Below are 23,245 nucleotides of genomic sequence, written 5' to 3'. Positions count from 1 at the left end.
GCCCTTCCGGCGATCTTCCGCGCCCCCCTGCGCGTTTGTCGGGCCGCGTGTCAGGCGGCCTTGAAGAAGGTGTTCCAGCCGCCCGCCGGGGCCTGGCCGACCTCCAGCGAGCAGAGCTTGGCGAGCACCTGCGGGTCCTGGACGTCGATCCAGTCGCAGAACTGCCGGAAGGACACGAGCCGTACGTCCTTCTTTCCGGCCATGCCCTTGATCGCCTCCTCGACGGCGTCCATGTAGATGCCGCCGTTCCACTGCTCGAAGTGGTTGCCTATGAAGAAGGGCGCGCGATTGGTCTCGTAGGCGCGCTTGAATCCTTCGAGGTACGCCTTGGTGGCCTGCTTCTTCCAGCGCGGGTAGTTCTCGGGCATGCCCTTGGTCGAATTCTGCGACTGGTTGGCGAGGATGTTGTAGTCCATCGAGAGGACTTCGAAGGAGCGGCCGGGGAAAGGTATCTGCTGGAGCGGCAGGTCCCACAGGCCCTTGCGCTTCTCCGGCCACTTCTGGCGCCCGCCGGGCGAGCTGGCGTCGTAGCGCCAGCCGAGCTTCTTCGCCGTCGGCAACAGCCGGTCCTGTCCGAGCAGACAGGGGGTGCGGGCGCCGACGAGTTCCTTGCGGTAGTCGAAGGGCAGCGGGTCGAGATCCTTCCAGCCACTGTTCGTGCGCCACCGGGTGACGAACGACACAGCCTGCTCCGTCTCGTTCTCCCAGTCGGCGGGCGACCAGTTGCCGACCGATCCGGAGCCCGCGCAGAAGTGCCCGTTGAAGTGCGTGCCTATCTCATGGCCCTCCAGCCAGGCCTGGCGCACGTACGTCAGCGTCTCCTTGATGTGTCCGTCGGTGAGGTAGCCGATGTCGGAGGCGCCGGTGGCGTTGTTCGGCGGGCGGTAGAGGGACTTCTTCGACTCGGGCAGCAGATAGATCCCGGAGAGGAAGAACGTCATGGCCGCGTCGTGGTTCTTGGCCAGTTCGAGGAAGCGGGGGAAGAGGCCGTTCCCGACCTCGCCGGCACCGTCCCAGGAGAAGACGACGAACTGCGGGGGCGTCTGTCCGGGTTCGAGGGGAACCGGTTTCGCCGGCTGATGCGGCTGCGCCCCGGTGTCGGAGGTGGAGCCGTCACCTATGAGCCGGGCCTGACTCTCGGAGGGCGACGGCTTTCCCGTCCCGCCCTTGCCACTGCCACTCGACCCGGTTTGTCCGCTGTTGTCCGACCCGAGGGAGCCGCAGCCCGCGATCCCCATCGCGGCTGCGGCTCCAAGTCCTGCCCCGAGCAAGCCCCTTCGGCTGATGTCGCGCATATCGATCCCATCCGCACCCTCCCGGAGGAGAGAGCCCATACAAACCGGCCACCGGTTGAGATGGGCCACAGAAGACGGGGGTTCCCGCGCCTACAGCACATTTTTGCGAATAACTACGCGCCGAATGCCTTCGCTTTACCCTTCACGGGCTTCGCACCAGCAAGCAGATGCGCGGGGACAAGATCGCGGGCAGGCTCCGAATAGCCCACCGAAACGATCCTGTCGCCCTGATAGGTGAAGGTGGTCAGCGACGCCAGCGTGCACTGGCGGCGACGCGGGTCGTGCCACAGCCGGCGCCGCTCGACGAAGCTGCGCACCGTCCAGATCGGCAGCTGGTGACTGACGCACACGGCCTCGTGCCCACGGGCGGCTTCCCGTGCGGCGTTCAGCGCGCTCATCATGCGGACGACCTGGTCGACGTACGGCTCGCCCCAGGAGGGACGGAACGGGTTGGTGAGATGGCGCCAGTTGGCCGGCTTGCGCAGCGCGCCGTCGCCGACACCGAAGGTCTTGCCCTCGAAGACGTTGCCCGCCTCGATCAGCCGGTCGTCGGTCTCGAGCGTCAGACCGTGGCTCTTGGCCAGCGGCGAGGCGGTCTCCTGGGCGCGCTCCAGCGGGGAGGCGACGACATGGGTGACGTCCCGGCCGGCGAGGTGCTCGGCGACCCGGTCGGCCATCTGCCGACCCAGGTCGGACAGGTGATAGCCGGCGCGCCGGCCGTAGAGCACCCCGTCGGGGTTGTCGACCTCGCCGTGCCGCATGAGGTGGACGACGGTGATGTCCTTGTCGGCGACGGCCTCGCTGTCGGCGGCCCTGTTGTCGCTCATGCCGTCGCCTCCGCGGCGGCGCGGGCGGCGGACGGCAGTGCGGCGGCGATCCGCTCCACAGCACGCTCGTCGTGGGCGGTCGAGACGAAGAAGGACTCGAAGGCGGACGGCGGCAGGTAGACGCCCTCGGCCAGCATGGCGTGGAAGAAGGCGGTGAAGCGGAAGGCCTCCTGGCGCTTGGCGTCCTCGTAGTCGCGCACCTCGTCCGCGGTGAAGAAGACGGAGAACATGTTGCTCGCGGTCTGCAGCCGGTGTGCCACGCCCTCCTTGTTCAGCGCGTCGGTCACCAGGGACCGGATCTCCGCGGACACGGCGTCGACCTTGGCGTACGCGGCATCGTCCAGCAGCCGCAGCTGCGCGAGTCCCGCGGCCGTCGCGACCGGGTTACCGGAGAGCGTGCCCGCCTGGTAGACGGGACCGGCAGGTGCGAGGTGGGCCATGACGTCGGCCCGGCCGCCGAACGCCGCCGCCGGGAAGCCGCCGCCCATGACCTTGCCGAAGGTCAGCAGGTCGGCCTCGACGCCGTCCACGCCGAACCAGCCGGACCTGCTGGTGCGGAAGCCGGTCATCACCTCGTCGGAGATGTAGAGCGCGCCGTTCTCCCGGCAGATGTCCTTCAGACCCTGGTTGAAGCCCGGCAGCGGCGGGACGACGCCCATGTTGCCGGGCGAGGCCTCGGTGATCACACAGGCGATCTCGCCGGGGTGCGCGGCGAAAGCCTGGCGTACGGCCTCCAGGTCGTTGTACGGAAGGACGACGGTCTCCCCGGCCTGGGCGCCGGTGACCCCGGGCGTGTCGGGCAGCCCGAACGTCGCGACGCCCGAGCCGGCGGAGGCCAGCAGCGCGTCCACGTGACCGTGGTAGCAGCCGGCGAACTTCACGACCTTGGCACGGCCGGTGAATCCGCGGGCGAGCCGGATGGCCGACATCGTGGCCTCGGTACCGCTGGAAACAAGCCGTACCTGCTCGACGGGCGCGACTCGGGCCACGATCTCCTCGGCCAGGGCGACTTCGCCCTCACCGGGCGTCCCGAAGGAAGTACCGCGCGCCACCGCGGCCTGCACCGCCTCGATGACGGCCGGGTGGGAGTGCCCGAGGATCATCGGCCCCCACGAGCAGACGAGGTCCACGTACTCGCGTCCGTCCGCGTCGGTGAGGTACGGACCGGTACCGGACACCATGAACCGGGGCGTACCGCCCACGGCCCGGAAGGCACGCACGGGAGAATTGACGCCGCCGGGCGTCACGAGGGACGCGCGGTCGAAAAGCGCCTGCGAAACTGGGGCTTCGTATGAATACGCCACTTTGGTCCTGATCTGCGGTTCGAGTGTTCGGGCAGCCAAGGAGGATGATCTCGGCCACCGGTGAGCAGGGAGCGCGATCTCCTCGTATTACGAAACGGCGTCACCCCCCTCGCGTCTGCGAAACTGGGGCGACACAGGGAAAGCTCACGGAATCCATGGTGTCAGAGGCTGTGACGTTCTCGCGGAACGGGTGTTTCACAGCACGTTCGTGGGGGAGGTCACTGTCACGATGATCGGGTTGCGCGGCGGGGGCTGCGAGTGGTCGGGTGGAGATATGCATCGCGGTGGCGGACTGGGCGAGGGGACCGACGACCTGGGTCCCGAGCCTGCCCGGCGGGGAAAGCACCGGCGAGGCGAATCGGAGGCGCACGAGCCCACAGGAAGCAGGAGCGGCCGAGTGGGGGTGACCTACAAATATTTCGGAGCACCTGACGGGGCCACGGCTGCCCGGGTGCCGATTTCGATGCGCCCGGAAGAGCTGGGCGGCGACGAACTCGGTATGGGCGGGCTGTTCACCAAGATCAAGCCCGAGACGATAGCGGCGATGGTGCTGACCGGAATCCAGGGCATGCCTCTGAACAAGGTGCCGCCGCTGGAGCTCGTGGTGCTGCACCCGGATTACGCGGTGGTCAAACTCCCGATGACGGTGGTCGACCCGCTGCGGGACATCGGCGAGGAATCGGTGGGCGCGGCGGCCTTCATCTGGTCGACGGTCCCGGACCGCGGGGGGCCGCGGGACGCGTTCAACGTGTACCAGCTGCTGCACGAATGGCAGGACTTCAGCCACAGGCTGCACGAGGCGGGGCATCAGCCGTACTGCTTGGTGTGGCCGTAGGGGGACGTGGTCCGCTTCAAGCGCGGGCGAGCTCACGCCGGAACGGATCGCGCCGGGGCAACCACGGAACAAGCCGCGCCGGCGGTTGAGGCGGAGCCGGGGGGACCCGAGCACATCAAGCCGGCCCCCGCTTGAAGGACCGCCGGCGATCGAGGCGGAGCCCGGACCGAGGAGCCCGCACGGAGCAAGCACCCGGGCGCGCTCCCCTCCAGGAGACCCGCGCGAATCTATCCCGGGCGTCACTTCGGGCCCCGTCGGCGATCGAGGCGGAGCTGGGCACATCAAGCCGGGCCACCGCTTGGAGAATCCGTCGGCGATCGAGGCGGAGCTGAGCCAGGGGCAGAGCAGACCAAGCCCTGGCAGGCTCGCCCCGGCACGACCCGAGCGCACCAAGCCGGCGCAACCACATCAAGCCCCGCCGGCGATTGAGGCGAACCTTCCGCCCAAAGGCCCGGGCCATACGTGCGCCCGAGCAACCACATCAAGCCCCGCCGGCGATTGAGGCGAACCCTGCGCCGAGGGGCCCGCGCGGATCAAACCGGGCCATGCCCCATCCGCCGCGCCGGCGATCGAGGCGACCCGCACCGAGGGCTACACCCGCGCCCACTCCGGATCCCGCCCCGTGACCGCCAGCACCTTCTCGAAGGCGGACGCCCCCTCACCCACCGCCACCGGCTCACCGAACACGCCCCCCTTGCGAGCCATCGGCGCCATCTGATCCAGCGCGGGACCGAGCTCCGCCACCACCGCCGCCGGCGGCGTGAACTCCTGTCCCGTCGCCCTCGCCAGATCCCACGCGTGCACGGTCAGATCACCCAACACCATGTGCCCGACCGTCCTGGCAGGCAGGCCGTACGTGCCCGTGGTGCCATCCTCCGTCTCCGGTGCCGCCCACGCGCCGACCAGCGTCGCCGTTTCCTCGGCGAACCGCTCGCGCCAGTCCCCGCCGCTGTCGACGAAGCGCGCCTCCACGGTGAAGTCGGCGTCCTTCTTCGCCGCCAGCGCCTGGAAGTTGATCACCACCTGGGTCAGATGGTCGACCAGGGCCCGTACGTCGTACTCAGCACACGGCGTCGGGTCGTCCAGCCGGTCGTCGGTGATGCCGCGCACCACCGGAACAGCACACTCCGCCGCCGCTTCGAGAAGATCACTGATGGTGGTCGTCATGGACCGACCGTAGGCCCGGCAACCCGCCTGCGTATTGAACAAACGCGACATAGGATCCCCGTCATGGCAGGTCCGCGCCGCGACACCCGCGGCATCGTCGAAGCCCGGGAGCTCTTCAACCGCGTCCGTTTCCGCCGCCGCGAGCCCACGCCGGCGCTGCGTCCGTACCTCGAGCACTACTGGCTCATCGACTGGGACCTGCCGGAGCCGTACGCCTCGCACGTCGTGCCGCACCCCTGCGTCAACATCGTGTTCCAGCGGTACGGCGGCGAGCCGCCCTGGGGCGAGGTCGCGGGTATCGGCCTGGAGCTGTTCACGCAGAAGCTGGAGGGCGAGGGCCGGGTGTGCGGGGTGCAGTTCCGGCCCGGCGGCTACCGGCCGTTCGCGCCCGAGCGGCAGGTGTCGGACTGGACCGGCCGCCGGGTGCCGATCGCGGACGCCCTGCCGGGCACCGACCCCGTGGCCGCACCGGCCGCGATCTGCGACCCCGACGACGAGGACGCCAGGGTCGCCGCACTCGACGCGTTCCTCCTCGGCCTCATCCCGGAGCCCGACCCCCAGGCACTGCGCGCCATGGAACTGGTGGACCGGGTGCGCAGCGACCGCACGATCCGCCGGGTGGCACAACTGGCGGAGGCGGAAGGGCTGTCGGCCCGGTCGCTGCAACGGCTGTTCGCCGCGTACGTCGGGGTCGGACCCAAGTGGGTGATCCTGCGCTACCGCATCCATGAGGCGTTGGAGCGCGCCGAGTCGGGCGAGGATCCGCAGGCCGCGCCTGACTGGGCGGCGCTGGCGGCCGAGCTCGGATACAGCGATCAGGCCCATCTCGTACGGGACTTCACGGCGACGGTGGGTGTGCCGCCGACCGCGTACGCACGCCGGCCCGGCCTCTGGGCCTGAGGTCCGCTGCGCGGACCGCCCGTCCCCGGACGGTTCAGTACGTCTCGCTGACCCCGACCGCTCCCGCCCCGTGCTCGACGGCGTACCGCAGCACCCGCAACGGCCCGTCCAGCAGCGTCTCGGCGTCGAAGCCGGGTTCGTCGCTCATGGCGGACATCCATACGTCGATGCGGCCGAGGATCTCGGCCCGGCGCGGCCCGTTCACGGCGAGCACGGACTCGGCGTGGGGCAGAACGGCGCGTACCTCCGCCGCCGTGAGCAGAAAGTCGCCGAACCAGCCGGGCAGCCGCGCCGCGGCCTCCGCCCCGAGGCCGTAGTAGAGGGCGACGACCGGATCACCCTTGCGCGCGGCCGCGGCGAAGGCGGCCTCGCCCTCCGCGTCGCGCAACAGGTCCATGCTCGCCTCCTTCATGGCGGCGACGGCCGGTGAACTCGGCCCACCGCTACGGGCGAAGGCTGCGAAACGGTGCGCGGCCGGTGTCGGCAGGGGTGTGAAATAGGGCTCGCGGTCGCCGCCCCCGATCCACCAGGCCAGATCCTCGGCGTAGCCCGGCGGTGTCGTCCACTCGCCTTCCGCATGGCTGAACCGGGCGGGCAGCGCGGCGACTGCGGCGTCGGCAACGGCGCCGATCGCCCAGACACCGGTGAAGCTCATCTTCCTGACCCCCGGTTGTCGGACCTGCCTCCTACAGTGCGTGCCATGGAGATCAAAGCATCGGCGGTACGTATCGAGCCATGGTCGGCGGGCGACTTCGAGCTGCTGCGCGCGGCGAACGTCCCGGAGATGATGGACCACCTCGGCGGTCCTGAATCCGATGAACAGCTGGTCACGCGCCATAAGCGGTATGTGGACCTGAGTTCCGACCGCACCGGCAAGGGCAGGATGTACCGCGTCGTTCTCGAGGCGACCGGGGAGGCGGCGGGCTCGGTCGGCTTCTGGGAGCACGAGTGGCAGGGGCAGCAGGTGTACGAGACGGGCTGGAGCGTCCTGCCCGGTTTCCAGGGCCGCGGCATCGCCACGTCGGCCACCCTCGCGGCGGCCCGGGCGGCTCGCGCCGAGCACAAGCACCGTTATCTGCACGCCTTCCCGTCCGTCGAGAACGCGCCGTCCAACGGGGTGTGCCGGAAGGCCGGTTTCGAGTTGCTCGGTGAGTACGACTTCGAGTACCCGCCGGGCAATCCGCTGCGGTCGAACGACTGGCGGCTCGACCTGGAGTCACTGCCGGCCTCGTAGGCCCGGGCGGGGCTCTGCCTCATGACCGAGTCCGTGTCCCTGTCCACCCGGGCGGCGTGCGAGGTGCGACCGCGAGGCCCGGCGCACGGCTCTTTCCGCGCTTTCAAGATATTTCCGCTCCTTCCGCGGGCCGGGGCTCGAAGGCCTGTCCGGGTGTCGGCTCCTCGGCCTGTCCGGACGCTTCCCGCTCCCCTTCCCTGCCGCCCGATGACATGCTTGGCCGCGTGAACGGACCGGAAATCCAGCTGCGCGTCGCCCCTGAGCTGCGCCTCTTCGTACCGCCGGAGCGCCGCCGGGGCACGACACTCCTGGCCACCGACGGCTCCTTCACACTCGGCCATGTCGTCGAATCGCTCGGCGTCCCGCTCACGGAGGCCGGCCGGCTGCTGGTCGACGGCCGCGTCGTGGCTGTCTCGCACATTCCGAGTGCGGGCGAGAGCGTCGAGGTGCTCGGCGTCGAGCGACCGCAACAGGTGCCCGGCGCCCCGCTGCGCTTCCTGCTGGACGTCCACCTCGGCACGCTGGCACGGCGGCTGCGGCTGCTCGGCGTGGACGCGTCGTACGAGAACGAGGACATCGGCGACCCGGCGCTCGCGACCCTGTCCGCGCGGGAGAAGCGCGTACTGCTCTCCCGGGACCGCGGACTGCTGCGGCGCCGCGAGATCTGGGCCGGTGCCTACGTCTACAGCGACAAGCCGGACGACCAACTACGCGACGTTCTGGAGCGGTTCGCACCCGTGCTCGCACCGTGGACACGGTGCACCGCGTGCAACGGCCGGCTGACCGCGGCCGACAAGGACGCGGTCCAGGACCGGCTGGAGCGGGGCACCGAGCGCACGTACGACGTGTTCGCCCAGTGCCTGGAGTGCGGGCGGGTGTACTGGAGGGGCGCGCACCACGCACGGCTGGAGGCGATCGTCGACGACGCGGTCCGCGAATTCGGCGGCGCACCGGCGTAGTTCACCCGTAGGGCCCGGCCCCGGCCCCGGCTTCGGTCCCGGTCGTGGGGGCGGGGAATGCGGGGCCGCTGTGGCGCGCCCCCGGTAAAGGCCTACGGCCGCTCCGCCGTCAGGTAGCGCTGGACGGTCGGGGCCAGCCAGGCGATCACCTCCTCCCGGGACATCTCCACGGCGGGTGGGAAGCGCAGCACGTAGCGGGCGAGGGCCATGCCCAGTATCTGCGAGGCGACGAGGGCGGCCCGGCGGGGAGCGTCGGCCGGGTCGGGGCAGACCGCCACGGCGACAGGTCCGATCTGCCCCTTGAAGATTTCGCGCAGGCGCTCCGAGGCCGCGGTATTGGTGACGCCGGCCCGCAGCAGCGCGGTCAGCACGTCGTCCTGCTCCCACCGGTCGAGGAAGTGGGTGACGAGGACCGCGCCGATGTGCCGGTCGGGAACGGCACCCAGGCCCGGCAGCCGCAGGTCGAACTCGGAGGCCGCGGCGAACAGCCCCTCCTTGTTGCCGTAGTACCGCATGACCATCGACGGGTCGATCCCGGCGTCGCGAGCGATGGCGCGGATGGTGGCGCGCTCGTATCCGTCCTCCGCGAAGCGCTCGCGGGCGGCTTCGAGGATCGCGGCTCTTGTGGCATCCGATCGGCGCGGGGGGCCGGGGGCTTCCGTCGTCATGCCAACAACTGTAGGCCAACGGGTGTTGACACGCCAGCCCTCCGGGTCTACCGTTGCCAACAAGCGTTGACCAACAAGCGTTGGCATTGAGGAGGCGCCATGAACGACAAGGCCGCACAGGAAGCGGGCAGCACCACCGATGCCATGACCACCCATGCCGTGACCGCGGAGAGCGTGACCGCCGATGTCCTGGTCGTGGGGGCCGGTCCCACCGGCATGCTGCTCGCGGGAGACCTCGCCGCTGCGGGCATCTCGGTGACCTTGATCGAGCGCCGTCCCCACGAGACGAGCAACATGACGCGGGCCTTCGGCGTCCATGCCCGCACGCTGGAGCAGCTGGACGCGAGGGACCTCGCCGACGAGCTCATCACGACGGGCACCCCCATCACCGAGCTCCGACTCTTCCGCCGGCTCTCCCTCGACCTCTCACTGCTGCGGTCCCGCTTCCCGTTCCTGCTCATCACCCCGCAGTACGAGGTGGAACGACTGCTGGAGCGCCGTGCGCGTGCCGCGGGCGTCACCTTCCGGTACGGGACGGAGCTGCTGGACCTGAAGCAGTCCGGCGACTCCGTGACGGCAGAGGTCCGAGGCGGCGACGGAGCGCGGACCACCGTGCGCGCCCGCTACCTCGTCGGCGCCGACGGTGTGCGCAGCGCGGTGCGCTCGGCACTGGACCTGCCGTTCCCCGGCGATTCCGTCATCCGCTCCATCGTCCTCGCGGACGTCCGGCTCACCGAGGAGCCCGAGGGCCTGCTCACGGTGAACGGCGTGGGGGACGCCTTCGCCTTCATCGCCCCCTTCGGGGACGGCTGGTACCGCGTCATGGGGTGGAACCGGTCGCGCCAGGTGCCGGACAGCGAGCCCGTCGACCTCGACGAGGTGCGCGAGATCGCCCGCCTCGCCCTCGGCACGGACCACGGGATGCACGACGCCCGCTGGATCTCTCGTTTCCACAGCGACGAACGCCAGGTCCCCTCCTATCGCGTGGGCCGGGTCTTCCTCGCGGGCGACGCGGCACACGTCCACTCCCCCGCCGGCGGCCAGGGGATGAACACCGGCCTCCAGGACGCGGCCAACCTCTCGTGGAAGCTGGCGTCCGTCCTCAAGGGCCAGCCCCCCGCCCCCGAAGCACTGCTCGACAGCTACCACTCGGAGCGGCACCCCGTCGGCGCGATGGTGCTGCGTTCCAGCGGCGGCATCGTCCGCCTCGCCATGGCCCACACCCCACTGCGGCGTGCGGTCCGCTCCCTGCTCTCCCGCTTCGTGAGCGCCACCCGCCCGGCCGCCGCCAAGGCCATGGGCATGATCTCCGGCATCGGCATCGCGTACGACAGACCGCGCGGAGTCCACCGTCTCACCGGCACGCGTGCCCCGGACCTGGAGCTCGGCGAGGGTCGGCTCTACGAGCTGCTGCGCAAGGGCGAGTTCGTGCTCGTCACCCCCGACACCGGCGCTTCTGGCGACGCGAGGGGCCCGCGGGGCATACCCACTGTTTCGGGGAGCGTGGTCCGGGCCCACTGGGTGTCGGGCCGCGGAGATTCCCTCCTGATCCGTCCCGACGGGTACATCGCCTGGGCGGAGGACGGCGGATGAGCGGAGTGCCGACCGAGGTGCGCCCGACCGAGCGGCCCTCCCGGCTCGGACCGGCCCCTGCCCCTGCCCCTGCCCCTGCCCCTGCCCCTGGGAGTATTCCGCGCCTACGTCTCGAGAATGTGGCGCAGGTAGGCCTGCGGGTCGGCGAGGTAGCGGCGCCAATGGTCGACGACACCGAGTTCCCGCCAGGCGACCCGGCGCATGCCGTGCTCACCCACCTCCACGATGTCCGCGCCGGGCAGAGCGGTCAGCAGCGGGGAGTGCGTGGCACAGATGATTTGGCCACCCTCCTTGGTCAACCGGTCGATGTGTCCGATCAGTTCGAGGCAGGAGGAGAAGGAGAGTGCCGCCTCCGGCTCGTCCATCACATAGAGCCCCGCCTGGAGGAACTTCCCGCGGAACGCGGCGAGGAAGCCCTCACCGTGGCTGACGAAGTCCGGCGCGAAGCCTTCCCGGTCCAGGGCGTCCAGCGCCGTCTCCGCCCGCAGGAAGAATCCTTTGCGGGCGGACCAGCTGGTGACCATGCGGCGTCCGCGCGGGGCGGCGTCGAAGCGCACACGTTCACCGAGGGCCGACTTGCCACGGGCGGAGGAGTAGCGCCAGTCGTGGGACCCGCCGTAGGAGTCCAGGCCGAAGCCCTCCGCCAGGGCCTCGACCAGGGTCGACTTGCCCGAGCCGTTCTCACCGACCAGAAAGGTCACCGGCGCGGTGAAGCGCAGCCCTTCGTCGAGCAGTTGCCGGACGCAGGGCACCGACCAGGGCCAGGCGTCCTCGTCGCAGGAGGCGAGGTGGGCGTACGCGCGTTCGACAATCACGGGACCAGTGTGGACCAGAGCTCACCGGCACGGTTCAGACCCACCGACGCGGACCCGGATCCACCCGCCCGGACGGGACCTACCGCCGTGGCCCCAAGCCACCGGCCCGGACCGGACCCACTCGCGAGGTCCGAGGCTCACCGCCCCGGACCGGACCCACCGACGCGGACCCGGATCCACCCGCCCGGACCGAACCCGCCGCCGTGGACCCGGCCTCAGAAGACGTACGGGTCTCCGGTGGACGGCACCAGCACCTCGTGCTCGTTGTTGGCCGCATTCCGGTCGGTCGCGCCGCCGTTCCAGTGGGTGCCGACCCTCACCACGACCTCGTCCGGGACGCCCAGCGTCCGCAGGTCGAGCGCGACGGTCCGCCCCGTGCCGCCGGCCCGCAGCGGTCCGGCCGCACACAGCACGACCCGGTCGGATCCCCACAGGCACCGCTCCGGCAGTACCTGGGCGCCCGCCAGCGGCACCGAGAACGTGAGCTTCACGGTGGCATTGTCCAGACTCGCCGGACCATGGCTCTGGGACACCAGCGCGATCCCCAGCCGCCCGCCGGTCAGCGAGACATGGCCGTGGTGCGCCACGTCCGCCTCGGGCGCGATCACCCGGGCACCGGCGCTCGCCCCGCCCATGCCGATCACCAGTACGACAGCCGCGGACACCGCGAGCAGCACCTTGCGCATCACACACATATCCCGAAGATACCTTTTGTGTGCCTATATAACTGATTGCCCATCAGTCCCGGCGCGTCCCAGTGGCGCCCGTGGCACGCTGTGCCCATGCTCGTCGCCCGCTCGGTCCTCCTGTTCGTCGTCGCCGCGCTGTTCGAGATCGGCGGCGCCTGGCTGGTCTGGCAGGGCCTCAGGGAGCACCGCGGCTGGCTCTGGATCGGGGCAGGGGTCATCGCACTCGGTGCGTACGGCGTGGTCGCGACACTTCAGCCGGACGGCGAGTTCGGCAGGATCCTCGCCGCGTACGGCGGTGTGTTCGTCGCCGGTTCCCTCGCCTGGGGCGTGGTCGCCGACGGTTACCGCCCCGACCGCTGGGACGTTGTCGGCGCACTGGTGTGCCTCGCCGGCATGGCGCTGATCATGTACGCACCCCGCGGCCGCTGAACCGGCGGCGGCCTATCCTGGGCCGCGTACCGATCACATGCGCGAGGAGTTGGACATGACCGCCGCCGGCAACCCCGTCGCCGTCATCACCGGAGCCAGCAGTGGCATCGGCGCCGCGACCGCCCGCGGACTCGCCTCCGCGGGGTATCACGTCGTCCTCACCGCCCGCCGCAAGGACCGCATCGAGGCACTCGCCGCGGAGCTTGTCACGGCGGGTCACCGGGCCACGGCGTACGCCCTCGACGTGACCGACCGCCCGGCCGTCGACGCCTTCGCCGCGAGCCTCGACCGCTGCGACGTCCTGGTCAACAACGCGGGCGGCGCGCTCGGCGCGGACCCGGTCGCCACCGGGGACCCCGCCGACTGGCGGCAGATGTTCGAGGTCAACGTCATCGGCACGCTGCACACGACCCAGGCCCTGCTGCCGGCTTTGACCGAGAGCGGCGACGGCACGGTCGTGATCCTGTCCTCCACCGCCGGTCTCTCCACGTACGAGGGGGGTGCGGGCTACGTGGCCGCCAAGCACGGCGAGCACGTCCTCGCCGAGACCCTCCGCCTGGAGATCGTCGGCACCCCGGTCCGTGTGATCGAGGTGGCGCCCGGGATGGTCAGGACCGAGGAGTTCGCGACGACCCGCTTCCGCGGCGACACGGAGAAGGCCGCCAAGGTCTACGCGGGTGTGGCCGAACCCCTGACGGCGGACGACGTGGCCGACACGATCACCTGGGCGGTCACCCGCCCCTCCCACGTCAATATCGACCTTCTGGTGGTCCGCCCCCGCGCCCAGGCCTCCAACTCCAAGGTCCACCGCGACCTCTGACACCCGGCCCGCGAGCCCCGGCCCCGGCGAGGGTTCGGCATCGCGTCACATCGCTCGCCGGGACGTACGTCACATCGTTCGCCGGGACGTCCGCCGGCGCACCGTGAAGAGGCAGGCGAGCATCCCGAGGCCCCATGCGATCAGCAGGGCGCCCCACAGCGGCATGGTCACCTCGGGGATCAGCAGGCGGATCCTGACGCTCGTGCGGTTCTCGAAGATGAAGATCAGGGCGATCGCGGTGATCAGGACGAACGGCAGGAGGCGGCGGACGGCGGGCCGCGAGAAGAACGGCGTTTTCGACTGCGGACTTGTTCTGGTTCGGGCCATGAGATGCCTCTCCCTCCGGTACCCCCCTCTGCGTGCCCCGCGGACCGCCCAGGGCGGGGATGAGCGCTTCGGCCCGATCCCCCCGCCTGCCCTTCCTTCATACATTCGGCCGCAACGGGGCGCATGTGCTGATGCCACCGGGGCGGCTGCGGCCGGGCTGGGCGTGCCCGCCGGGCCGGGCCGTGTCAGCTGGTGAAGATCTCGGTCACGGACCAGATCGCAAGGCCGAGCATGCACAGGCCGCCGATGCGCTGCACGGTCTTGAGCGGAACGCGTTTGGCGATGAAGCGCCCCGCGAGCAGTGCCAGGGCGGAGACGGACATGAGGGCGGCGGCGGAACCGATGGCGGTGGACCACGTGCCGTTACTGGCGGCGAGGTTGGCGGTGGTGATCTGGGTGAGGTCGCCCCACTCGCTGATGAACACCGCCATGAACGCGGTGGAGTAGACGGGCCAGAAGCCGGTCACGGTCTTGCCCCCGGCGTCCTCCTCGTCGTCCCCGGCCCCGCCGCGCAGCAGCATGAACGCTCCGAAGGCGAAGAGCAGAGCGGAGACGAGCTTGACGATCCAGTCGGGCAGAAGCCCGATCAGGCTGCCCGCTCCGACCGCGATCGCGACGTGCACGAGGAAAGCGCTCGATGTGCCGAACCAGACGTAGAGGGGACGCATCCGCGTGCCCATCGCCAGGGAGGCGAACATCGTCTTGTCGGGCAGTTCCGCGAGGAAGATCAGACCGAAGGCGGTGACGATCGCCAGAGGGTCGAGGCTCATTCCGGGTGGCTTTCTGTGAGAGCCGGGCCCCGGTCTTCGCGAAGCGCCAGAGGCGACGGAGGACCGCTCGGCCCGGCACGACGGCGAACCCGCAGGGCGCGGGCACGTCATACCTGACCGAAGGTCTCGCCCGCCCGCGTCATCCGCAGGCCCGGCCACCGGGAGCCCGGGGGCTCCAGTGTGTCGACGACCGGTTCGCGGGGCTACTCCCCTTCGCAACCGTCAACGGTACCCGACCCCCGTCCCGGGCGGCCCGGGCCCTCGGCGACAACCTCGTCACCCACCGTGAGCGAGGCTGCACACGGCGGCCCGTCGAGGCCTGATGAGAACACGCACCACGCCTCAGGCCCCCGGTACCTCCCCCGCCGCTGTCCCCGGCGCCCGCCCCGGGGACCCGTACCGCCCGCCGATGCCCTGGCGGTCGGCGACTTGCGCGAAGGCCCGGCGGGCCGGGTCCGTGAACACCTGCTCGACGGCTTCCCGGAGCAGCTCGGACTGGACCCGCAGAGCGGGACGGCGTGCGGCCGGCAGTGTGTCCAGCAGGCACGCGAGGAGCGCCCGGAGCCGACGGCAGACCTGCACGGAATGCACCCCGTACTCGCGAATCTCGCAGAGGCCCAGCTGCACGTAGTCGTCCCAGTCCCGCCCCGGCAGCACGAGCCGTGGCCGGCCGTGGCCGTCGGCCAGGACGTACCGGCCGTGGAGCGGCTCGCCACCGGCCAACTGGAGGAAGGACTCGATGTAGTTCATCACCTGCACCGCGGTCGTCGGGTCGTTCACCGCCGGGGAGAGCGCCCGGATGGCGATGTCGACGAGAATGCGCAGGGCGAAGGCGGGGTCCTGCTCGATGGTGCGCTCGGGCCCGAGCGCGACGAGGCCGGACACCCGTGCCGCGTCGGGCGCCGATGTACCGCCGTGGACCTCGACGAGGACAGTGCCGGCCGGTACGAAGTCGCCGATCAGATGGGTCACGACGAGGCAGCAGTCGTGGCGCACCGCCTCCGCCACGAGCGCGGTCACATTGAACGCCTGGATGGCTCCGCCGCGTTCGGCGCGGACAACCGCGACCGGGGCGCCGGACGGCACGCGTTCACCGGCCCCGGGCGCGGCGCCCCGGACCGTCTCGGCACCGTGCGAGAAGACGTCCGCCCCCATCGTCCCGACCATCTGAGCGATGGCCACGGGCCTGAGGTTGTGGGTGAAACGGTTGAGATAGACGAGCAGGAGCAGCAGGCTGACGGCAACTGCCGCACCGGCGAAGCTGATTCCGAGGTCCGGCACGGCGTCCGTCTCGATCCTGCGGAGCAGGGAGAAAGCGAACGCGAACGTCCCGGTGAAGGTGGCGAGCACGACTTTCTGCAGTCGGTCCCGGTACCACAGGCGCATATACCGCGGGGAAAGAGTTCCGGTCGCCTGCTGTACGACGAGAACACCGATGGTCACCACGAATCCGAGCAGCGCCACCATCGCCCCGACAATGGAGCTGAGCACTCCGCTCGCCGTGGTCGCGGAGTACCGCCAGCCGCCCGGCGGCCAGTCCACTCCGTCCGCGACAATGGCGCATTCGGCGAGAAGGACACCGAGCACGATACCGAAAAGGGGCAGGATCCACAGACTGGCCTTCACGTACTGACGCAGCCGGAACACGGATGCCCAGGACGTCATGCGCCGCACGGACAGGCCTTTCCCCTCGTGAAAGTCGCGGGAGCCGCGCACATCGCGGGAATCGCGCACATCGCGGGAGCCGCTGCTCGGCGGTACGGCACGGCGCACCCTCCATTCCGGCTCGGCACAGCCTTCCGCACCACGGTAAGTCCGCGCGCGGGCGGGCGCAGCAGCAGAAACCGCGAGCACAGCGGGCACGGCAGGCTCAGCAGCAGAAACGACGGGCACAGCCGGCACAGCGGCGCGACAGCAGAAACGACGCGCTCGGCGGGCACGACTCAGAGGACCCGCGGCCGGGCGCCGCACCGCTCGGCAGGACTGCCCAAGGGGTCCGTGCTTAAGCTGGCAAAGGGCACCCACCCCGGCGCGGTCGGCGCAGCCTCATCCCATTCGCGGGGTCATGGACGGCGAAAAGGCCATCGGGCGGGCCCGGTCCGAAAGGGGCTCGTCATGGACGAATACCCGCTGATCGAGAATCACGGGCTGATCGGAGATCTCCAGACCGCGGCGCTCGTGACGACCGACGGGACGATCGACTGGTTCTGCTGTCCGCGTTTCGATTCCCCCAGTATCTTCGGCTCGCTGCTGGACCGGAAAAAGGGCGGGCATTTCACGGTCAAGCCGGCCGTGGACAACTACGCGACCAAGCAGTTGTATCTGCCCGACACCGCGCTTCTCGTGACCCGTTTCATGACCGAGGCCGGTGCGGGTGAGGTGATCGACTTCATGCCGGTGACCGGGACGGAGGCCACCGACCGCCATCGGATCGTCCGCATGCTGCGGTGTGTACGCGGTTCCATGACCTTCGATGTGGAGATCGCGCCGCGGTTCGACTACGGCCGCAAGCCCCATGAGCTGCACATCTCGCAGCGTGGCGCCATGTTCACCTCGGAAGAGCTGCAACTCGCCGTGCACGCCGTCCGCGAGCCGAATGACGACCGGCTGCTGACCTCGCTGTCGGGTGACAGGGACCTGCGCTTCAGGCTCGCGCTTGAAGCGGGACAGCAGCGAGGCGTGCTGATGGAGTCGGCGCCGGAGGGGCCCCCACGCGAGATCCGCCTCGGTGAGTTCGAGGATCTCTTCGACCAGACGGTCCGCTACTGGCGGAGGTGGCTGGGGCAGTCCCGCTACTCGGGACGCTGGCGCGAGGCCGTGGAACGCTCGGCCGTGACGCTGAAGCTGATGACATACGCGCCGAGTGGGGCGCTCGTCGCCGCCCCGACCGCCGGTTTGCCCGAACAACTGGGCGGCGAACGCAACTGGGACTACCGGTTCACGTGGATCCGCGACGCCTCCTTCTCCGTGTACGCCCTGCTCGGCCTGGGCTTCAAGGAAGAGGCGATGTCCTTCATCAGCTGGCTGCGCGACCGCGTACGGGAGAAGGCGGGCGGCGACACCGGCCCGCTGAACATCATGTACAGGGTCGACGGCTCCTCCGACCTGGTCGAGGAGACCCTCGGCCACTGGGAGGGCTACCGCGGCTCCGCTCCCGTCCGCATCGGCAACGGGGCCGCGAACCAACTCCAGCTGGACATTTACGGGGAGGCACTGGACAGCATCTACTTCGCGCACCAGCACGGCATCCAGCTCGACAACAGCGGCTGGACCTCGCTGCACACACTCGTCGACTGGCTGGTCGACCACTGGGACCAGGCCGACGAAGGACTGTGGGAGACCCGCGGCGGCCGGGAGAACTTCACCTACAGCAGGGTCATGTCGTGGGTCGCCTTCGACCGCGCGCTGCGGATCGCCGCCGCGAACGGCCGTCCGGCTGCCCGCAGTCGCTGGATCACCGAACGCGACACGATCTACGAGCAGATCATGGCCAAGGGGTGGGACCCCGAGCGCAAGGCGTTCGTCCAGCACTACGGAAGCGATGTGCTGGACTCGTCGCTGCTGCGGATGCCGACGGTCGGCTTCATCACGCCCGACGACCCGATGTGGCAGTCCACGCTGAACGCGATGGACCGCGAGCTGGTCACCGACAGCCTGGTCTACCGCTACAACCCGGAGGCCTCGCCCGACGGACTGCAGGGCGCCGAAGGGACGTTCTCCCTCTGCACGTTCATGTACGTCGACGCGCTGGCCCGGGCCGGGCGGACCGATCAGGCCAGGCTGGTCCTGGAGAAGATGCTCACGTACGCCAACCACCTCGGGCTGTACTCCGAGGAGATCGACCTGACGGGGCAACAGCTGGGTAACTTCCCCCAGGCTTTCACCCATCTCGCACTCATCGACGCGGCCATCACCCTGGACGCGACCCTCAACCAGGGCCGCGGAAACGGGACGTGACGAGGCGGGAAGCCACGCGGGCGACGGAGCCTTCGCCGTCAGGACGTGAGGGAAGGTCAGCCGCCGGTGGCGAAGCCGGGGAAGAGGGTCATTCCGCCGTCGACGTAGAGGGTCGTGCCGACCACGTAGTCCATGAGGTCGGAGACGAGGCCGACGACGGCTTGGGCGATGTCCCCGGGTTCGCCGATGCGGCCGTACGGAATGAGCTTCAGCAGTTCCTCGCGGGCCTCGGGCGTCTCCCAGGCGTCGCGGTTGATCGGGGTCTGGATGGCGCCGGGGGCGACCGCGTTCACCCGGATCTTCTCCGGGGCCAGCTCCTGGGCCAGGGTCGCCATCATCATCTGCACCCCGCCCTTGGACGAGGCATAGTTGATGTGGCCTGCCCAGGGGATGAGCTGGTGCACGGAGCTCATGCAGATGATCTTGCCGGCCGACCGGGAGACCTCGGGGACGACACCGCGCCGCCGGAACTCCCTGGTCGCCTCGCGGGCGCACAGGAACTGACCGGTCAGGTTGACGTCGATCACCTTCTGCCACTGCGCCAGGGTCATGTCGGTGATGCGCGCGTCGCGCTGCAAGCCGGCATTGGCGACGAGGATGTCGATCGTCCCGAACTCCTGGACCATGCGGTCCATCATGGCGACGACCTGGTCCTCCTGTGAGACGTCCGCCACGTAGGCGGCCGCCCGGCCCCCGAACCCCGTGATCTCGTCGACCACGTCCTGCGCGGCGTCGGCGCCGCTCACATAGTTCACGACCACGTCCGCGCCGGCCCGGGCCAGTCCGATGGCCGTGGCTTTCCCGATGCCCGAATTGGCGCCCGTGACCAGTGCTTTCTGGCCCTTGAGCAGGCGCTCCGGAATGACCCCCTGAGGTGCGCCCTCGCTGGAACTCATGATGCCCTGCCTCCTCGCTGCGGCGCCCCGGTCCACCCGGCTGGGGCGGGGTCACGCAATCACCGGCGGCGGTGGGCGGCCCGTTCGGCGAGCTGGGGTTGGTCCGCCTGGCGGAGCATCTTCGCCCGGGCGGACCAACGCCGCTGCCCCTCAGCTCAGCCGCTCCACGAGGTGGTCACCGACCCGCAGGGCGTTGGCGATGGCCGTCAGCGACGGGTTCACCGCGCCGATGCTCGGGAAGAAGCTCGTGTCGACGACGTAGAGGTTGTCGAGGTCGTGGGCCTTGCAGTTGACGTCGAGGGCGGAAGCGGCGGGGTCGGTGCCGAAACGCACGGTGCCCGCCTGATGTGCGGTGGCGCCGATCGGCATGCCTTTGTGGAGATAGATGCTGTGGGACAGCAGTTGGTGTTCATGCATGCCCAAGTGGCCGAGCATTCCCTGGAGTTTGTGCCGCAGTCGCTTCAGTCCCTCGGTGTTGTTCGTCTCGTCGAGGGCCAGGCGGATACGGGCGTCGCCGTCCAGGGTGACCCGGTTGCCGGGCAGCGGGAGGTCCTCGCCGCACAGCCAGAAGTCGACGGCGTGGTGCGCCAGGACCTCGAACGGCAGGTCGGGAGCCACGGCGCCCGCCCACCTCGGCGCTTCGCCGTGGATCTGCTCGGCGTCCGACTTGCCGAGCATCTGGATGCCGCCCAGCGGGAAGTCCCAGTCGTCGGCGCCGAAGTACCAGTCGTGCAGGGCGAGGGTCTTCTGGAGCCGGGTGTCGTTGGGTTCCTTCGAGACGGCCATCAGCGCCAGGTTGTTGTGCCGCATGTAGAAGCGGCCGACCACGTCGGAGCTGTTGGCGAGACCCGCGGGGTGGCGGTCGTCGGCCGAGGCCAGCAGCAGGGCGGCGGAGTTGACCGCCCCGCAGGAGACGACCACGACGTCCGCCGTGAGGCGGACCTCCGAGCCGTCTGCCAGCCGGCCGACGACCCCGTTCACGCTGCGTCCGGTCGTATCGGTCTCCAGCCGGACCACCCGGGTGTTGGTGATCATCTCGACGTTGGGGTGCCGCAGCGCCGGCTCCACACAGATCACCTCGGCGTCGGACTTCCCTCGCACCAGGCACGGAAAGCCGTCCACCCGGTCGCACCGGATGCAGACGCTCGCGTGTGTGGCCGCGCCGCTGCCGTCCTGGCTGAGGTTGACGCCGATGGGCAGATGGAACGGATGCAGGCCGCGCTTCTCCAGGTCGTCGCTCAACTTCTGGATACGCGGCTCGTGTTCCACCGGCGGGTGGGCGTACTGCGCGCTCACCGCCCCTTCCGTCGGGTCCTCCCCGTGCTGCCCGTGCACGAGATAGAGGTGCTCGGCCTCGGTGTAGTACGGCTCCAGGTCCTCGTACCGGAGCGGCCAGGCGGGCGAGAGGCCGCCGTGGTGACGGGTCTCCCCGAAGTCCTCGGGCCGCAGCCGGAACAGCGCGGCGCCGAAGAACTTGGTGTTCCCGCCGACGTAGTAGTTGACCTCGGGCGGAAATTCGACGCCGTGCCGGTCGAGCCAGAACTCGGGGGCCCGGTACTTGCCCTTCACGAACACGGCGGTGGAGTCCCAGTTGTCCCGTTCACGCGGCAGATGGCCGCCGCGTTCGACGAGGAGGACCCGCTTGCCGGAAGGGGCGAGCCGGTGGGCGAGGGTGCCGCCGCCGGCGCCGGTGCCGATGATGATGACGTCGTAGTGGGGGAAGTCGCCCACGCGACCACCGTCCTTGCGCTCGCGGCCCTGCCCTGGCGCCGCCAGGACCTGTCACTCCGCGCTGCGGAGACCTGCTGTCCCACCCGGGAGACCTGTCGCCCCGCCCCTTCGAACGTAGCCGCCCTCCGGATGGGCTGCGACCGGACGCGGGTCCGCCACCCGCCCGGTCACAGCACGGCGATCGGGTTCACGGGCGAGCCCGTCGCCCCCGGCACCCGCAGCGGCGCGACCGTGCACAGAAAGTCCCAGCGGCCCGCGTCGGCGCAGGCCGGGGCCAGCTCCTCGAACTGGAGGTAGTCCATCAGGTGCACCCCCATGGCGTGGATGGCCAGCACATGCACCGGGAAGGCGACGTCCGCCACCACGCTCGGCGCGGTGTCGTTGTTGCCGTCCCCGCCGAGGACCGAGACCTGCCGCTCGGCGAGGAACGCCACGGCGTCCGGGTGCAGTCCGGCCCGCGCCCCGGCCACGTCCCACGGGCCGAGTTCGTCGCGGCGCCGGCGGTGCCCCACGCGTACGAACAGCAGATCACCGGCAGAGACCCGGACGCTCTGGGCCGCCTCGGCCGCCGTCAGATCGTCCGGGGTCACCCAGTCACCTGGCTCCAGCCAGGGCACGCCACGCAGCCGGGGAATGTCCAGCAGCACCCCGCGGCCGACGATCCCCTCCGCGACCAGATCCACGGAGAGCGCACGTGCCCCCTCGGCCGTCACGGTGCTCGCGGGCACCCCGTCGTACAGCTCGCCGTCGTACAGGACATGGCAGAGGGCGTCGAGATGGCTGGTCGCGTCCCCGTGGACGTTCATGGCGATACGGTCCAGGGCGAAGTGCAGCCCCTTCGCCCCCGCCTCACCGGCGGCCGGCCCCAGCATCCGGTGTTCCGCCGGTTCGGGGTTGTCCGGGCCGGGGTGCGTGTCCACCGGGGCGGCAAGCGAGACCGTACGGCCGAGCCGCACCCGGGCGGCGGCCGCCACGACCCGCTCGGGCGTCAGATGGCGCAGCGCCCCGCGGGGATCGGCCGTTCGCGTCCCCTCGCGCAGCCGCGTGTACAGCAACCGGAACGCGTCCCCGGTCATCCGCTCCCCGGCCGGCGGCGGAGGTGAGGTCATCCCGCCCCCCAAGGGCTCAGGCCCCACCGCAGCACATGACCGTCCCCCGGCTCCAGGACGGTGAGATCGGTGCCGCTGCGGAAGGCGTCCGCCGGACAGGACATGGCCTCCACGGCGATGCCGCGGCGCCGGTGGGACTCGTCGAGCGTGTCACCCGTGTAGACCTGCACATACCGCGTGCCGTCGCCGAGCCAGAGGTCGACACCGTGCCGCCCGGTGGGGTGCGCGAGCCGTACGACGGCGCGGCCCGCCGGGTCACGCTCCAGCCCGGTGAAGGCGGTGTCCAGCTGCGCGCCGCCGATGGGGCGGGCGGTGCGGAAGTCGTATTCCGTGCCGTCGACGCTTTCGCGGCCGACGGGCAGCCCGTTCTCGTCGCTGCGCAGCCGGTACCGGGCGGGGACGGTCAGCAGGACGTCGTCCACCCGGTCGGTGCCGACCGTCAGGTACGGGTGCTGCCCCACGCCGTAGGGAGCGGGGACACTGCCCGTGTTGGTGGCGGAGACGGTGGTGTCGAGTCCCCCGGGCCCGAGCCGGTACTCGGCGACGACGTCCAGCCGGAAGGGATATCCCGGTTGGGGAAAGACGGTCGTGCCGGCCGTCACCGAGTCCTCGGCGTGGGCGAGCAGCCGCCACGGGCTCCAGCGGAGCAGGCCGTGGATCGCGTTGTGCTTCTCCGGTTCGGTGAGCGGCAGTTGCAGATCGCCGCCGCCGAAGCGGTAGCGCCCGTCCCCCACCCGGTTGGGCCAGGGGACGAGGATCTGCCCCCGCCCGCCGCTGATCGGCTCGTCCGCGCCGAAGCCGTCCAGCACCGGCCTGCCGCCCGCCTCGTAGTGGCGCAGGGCCGCGCCGAGCTGGACCACCACGGCCCGTTGGCCGTCCCGGCGTATCTCCCACTGTTCGCCTGTCGGACCGGACGACAT

The 23,245-nt window shown here is 70.4% G+C and carries 23 protein-coding genes; 8 read left to right on the top strand and 15 right to left on the bottom strand.

The window, feature by feature from the left end; all coding sequences use genetic code 11:
* Window positions 1-50 precede the first annotated feature (50 nt).
* The 3 genes from ABTX78_RS05790 to hemL all read right to left on the bottom strand — a co-directional run bounded on the left by ABTX78_RS05790 (window position 51) and on the right by hemL (window position 3,426).
* Complete coding sequence (locus tag ABTX78_RS05790) at window positions 51-1,295, bottom strand: polysaccharide deacetylase family protein (protein WP_352205581.1); 1,245 nt, start codon at window positions 1,293-1,295, stop codon at window positions 51-53.
* A 113-nt stretch (window positions 1,296-1,408) separates the two neighbouring features.
* Window positions 1,409-2,122 carry a histidine phosphatase family protein gene (locus tag ABTX78_RS05785; protein ID WP_352205580.1) on the bottom strand — a complete coding sequence of 238 codons (714 nt, stop codon included), beginning with the start codon at window positions 2,120-2,122 and terminating at the stop codon, window positions 1,409-1,411.
* Window positions 2,119-3,426 carry a glutamate-1-semialdehyde 2,1-aminomutase gene (gene hemL / locus ABTX78_RS05780; RefSeq protein ID WP_352205579.1) on the bottom strand — a complete coding sequence of 436 codons (1,308 nt, stop codon included), beginning with the start codon at window positions 3,424-3,426 and terminating at the stop codon, window positions 2,119-2,121. The genes ABTX78_RS05785 and hemL overlap by 4 nt, the downstream gene beginning before the upstream one ends.
* Before the next feature lie 274 nt (window positions 3,427-3,700).
* On the opposite strand from hemL, the gene ABTX78_RS05775 reads away from it, so the two are divergent.
* Window positions 3,701-4,261 carry a hypothetical protein gene (locus tag ABTX78_RS05775; protein WP_352205878.1) on the top strand — a complete coding sequence of 187 codons (561 nt, stop codon included), beginning with the start codon at window positions 3,701-3,703 and terminating at the stop codon, window positions 4,259-4,261.
* Between the two features lie 591 nt (window positions 4,262-4,852).
* On the opposite strand, the gene ABTX78_RS05770 is transcribed toward ABTX78_RS05775, so the two are convergent.
* Entirely contained in the window at window positions 4,853-5,428 is a 576-nt protein-coding gene (locus tag ABTX78_RS05770) for a TIGR03086 family metal-binding protein (protein WP_352205578.1), read from the bottom strand.
* A gap of 63 nt (window positions 5,429-5,491) precedes the next feature.
* On the opposite strand from ABTX78_RS05770, the gene ABTX78_RS05765 reads away from it, so the two are divergent.
* A complete protein-coding gene (locus tag ABTX78_RS05765; protein ID WP_352205577.1) occupies window positions 5,492-6,328 on the top strand; it encodes a DUF6597 domain-containing transcriptional factor in 837 nt (278 codons plus the stop codon).
* Window positions 6,329-6,362: 34 nt separating this feature from the next.
* On the opposite strand, the gene ABTX78_RS05760 is transcribed toward ABTX78_RS05765, so the two are convergent.
* Window positions 6,363-6,983, bottom strand: coding sequence for a hypothetical protein (locus ABTX78_RS05760; RefSeq protein ID WP_352205576.1), 621 nt, complete (start codon window positions 6,981-6,983; stop codon window positions 6,363-6,365).
* Window positions 6,984-7,028: 45 nt separating this feature from the next.
* Between ABTX78_RS05760 and ABTX78_RS05755 the strand changes: the two genes are divergently transcribed.
* Both ABTX78_RS05755 and ABTX78_RS05750 read left to right on the top strand, forming a co-directional pair.
* A complete protein-coding gene (locus ABTX78_RS05755) occupies window positions 7,029-7,562 on the top strand; it encodes a GNAT family N-acetyltransferase (protein WP_352205575.1) in 534 nt (177 codons plus the stop codon).
* A gap of 224 nt (window positions 7,563-7,786) precedes the next feature.
* Window positions 7,787-8,521: a Mut7-C RNAse domain-containing protein gene (locus ABTX78_RS05750; RefSeq protein ID WP_352205574.1), complete on the top strand. Its 735-nt coding sequence runs from the start codon at window positions 7,787-7,789 to the stop codon at window positions 8,519-8,521.
* A 92-nt stretch (window positions 8,522-8,613) separates the two neighbouring features.
* Here the strand turns inward: ABTX78_RS05750 and ABTX78_RS05745 are convergent, their stop codons facing one another.
* Window positions 8,614-9,189, bottom strand: a complete 576-nt coding sequence (locus tag ABTX78_RS05745) for a TetR/AcrR family transcriptional regulator (RefSeq protein WP_352205573.1) — start codon at window positions 9,187-9,189, stop codon at window positions 8,614-8,616.
* 144 nt (window positions 9,190-9,333) lie between these two features.
* Between ABTX78_RS05745 and ABTX78_RS05740 the strand changes: the two genes are divergently transcribed.
* A complete protein-coding gene (locus tag ABTX78_RS05740) occupies window positions 9,334-10,782 on the top strand; it encodes an FAD-dependent monooxygenase (protein ID WP_352205877.1) in 1,449 nt (482 codons plus the stop codon).
* 104 nt (window positions 10,783-10,886) lie between these two features.
* On the opposite strand, the gene ABTX78_RS05735 is transcribed toward ABTX78_RS05740, so the two are convergent.
* On the bottom strand, window positions 10,887-11,597 hold the full coding sequence (locus ABTX78_RS05735) for an AAA family ATPase (protein ID WP_352205572.1): 711 nt from the start codon (window positions 11,595-11,597) through the stop codon (window positions 10,887-10,889).
* A gap of 215 nt (window positions 11,598-11,812) precedes the next feature.
* Window positions 11,813-12,292 carry a hypothetical protein gene (locus ABTX78_RS05730; protein WP_352205571.1) on the bottom strand — a complete coding sequence of 160 codons (480 nt, stop codon included), beginning with the start codon at window positions 12,290-12,292 and terminating at the stop codon, window positions 11,813-11,815.
* An 87-nt stretch (window positions 12,293-12,379) separates the two neighbouring features.
* Here ABTX78_RS05730 and ABTX78_RS05725 point away from each other — a divergent pair, with 87 nt between their 5' ends.
* Both ABTX78_RS05725 and ABTX78_RS05720 read left to right on the top strand, forming a co-directional pair.
* Complete coding sequence (locus ABTX78_RS05725) at window positions 12,380-12,715, top strand: YnfA family protein (protein WP_352205570.1); 336 nt, start codon at window positions 12,380-12,382, stop codon at window positions 12,713-12,715.
* Window positions 12,716-12,770: 55 nt separating this feature from the next.
* Window positions 12,771-13,535, top strand: a complete 765-nt coding sequence (locus ABTX78_RS05720) for an SDR family NAD(P)-dependent oxidoreductase (RefSeq protein WP_352205569.1) — start codon at window positions 12,771-12,773, stop codon at window positions 13,533-13,535.
* A 69-nt stretch (window positions 13,536-13,604) separates the two neighbouring features.
* Here ABTX78_RS05720 and ABTX78_RS05715 read toward each other — a convergent pair whose 3' ends face one another.
* The 3 genes from ABTX78_RS05715 to ABTX78_RS05705 all read right to left on the bottom strand — a co-directional run bounded on the left by ABTX78_RS05715 (window position 13,605) and on the right by ABTX78_RS05705 (window position 16,297).
* On the bottom strand, window positions 13,605-13,862 hold the full coding sequence (locus tag ABTX78_RS05715; protein WP_352205568.1) for a hypothetical protein: 258 nt from the start codon (window positions 13,860-13,862) through the stop codon (window positions 13,605-13,607).
* 185 nt (window positions 13,863-14,047) lie between these two features.
* Entirely contained in the window at window positions 14,048-14,632 is a 585-nt protein-coding gene (locus tag ABTX78_RS05710; RefSeq protein ID WP_352205567.1) for a TMEM165/GDT1 family protein, read from the bottom strand.
* A gap of 342 nt (window positions 14,633-14,974) precedes the next feature.
* Window positions 14,975-16,297 (bottom strand): DUF2254 domain-containing protein, encoded by a 1,323-nt coding sequence (locus ABTX78_RS05705; RefSeq protein ID WP_352205566.1) that lies wholly within the window; start codon window positions 16,295-16,297, stop codon window positions 14,975-14,977.
* A gap of 450 nt (window positions 16,298-16,747) precedes the next feature.
* Here ABTX78_RS05705 and ABTX78_RS05700 point away from each other — a divergent pair, with 450 nt between their 5' ends.
* On the top strand, window positions 16,748-18,589 hold the full coding sequence (locus ABTX78_RS05700; RefSeq protein ID WP_352205565.1) for a glycoside hydrolase family 15 protein: 1,842 nt from the start codon (window positions 16,748-16,750) through the stop codon (window positions 18,587-18,589).
* A 56-nt stretch (window positions 18,590-18,645) separates the two neighbouring features.
* Here ABTX78_RS05700 and ABTX78_RS05695 read toward each other — a convergent pair whose 3' ends face one another.
* The 4 genes from ABTX78_RS05695 to ABTX78_RS05680 form a co-directional block, all read right to left on the bottom strand.
* Entirely contained in the window at window positions 18,646-19,485 is an 840-nt protein-coding gene (locus ABTX78_RS05695; RefSeq protein ID WP_352205564.1) for an SDR family oxidoreductase, read from the bottom strand.
* A 150-nt stretch (window positions 19,486-19,635) separates the two neighbouring features.
* Window positions 19,636-21,216 (bottom strand): GMC oxidoreductase, encoded by a 1,581-nt coding sequence (locus ABTX78_RS05690; RefSeq protein ID WP_352205563.1) that lies wholly within the window; start codon window positions 21,214-21,216, stop codon window positions 19,636-19,638.
* 167 nt (window positions 21,217-21,383) lie between these two features.
* Window positions 21,384-22,325 carry a cyclase family protein gene (locus ABTX78_RS05685; protein WP_502993778.1) on the bottom strand — a complete coding sequence of 314 codons (942 nt, stop codon included), beginning with the start codon at window positions 22,323-22,325 and terminating at the stop codon, window positions 21,384-21,386.
* Window positions 22,322-23,245 (bottom strand): aldose 1-epimerase family protein, encoded by a 924-nt coding sequence (locus tag ABTX78_RS05680; RefSeq protein WP_352205562.1) that lies wholly within the window; start codon window positions 23,243-23,245, stop codon window positions 22,322-22,324. Before ABTX78_RS05680 ends, ABTX78_RS05685 begins: the two co-directional genes overlap by 4 nt.

Source organism: Streptomyces sp. NPDC096193 (assembly GCF_040302905.1).
Lineage (GTDB): Bacteria > Actinomycetota > Actinomycetes > Streptomycetales > Streptomycetaceae > Streptomyces.
This window is presented reverse-complemented; position numbering and strand designations above follow the sequence as displayed.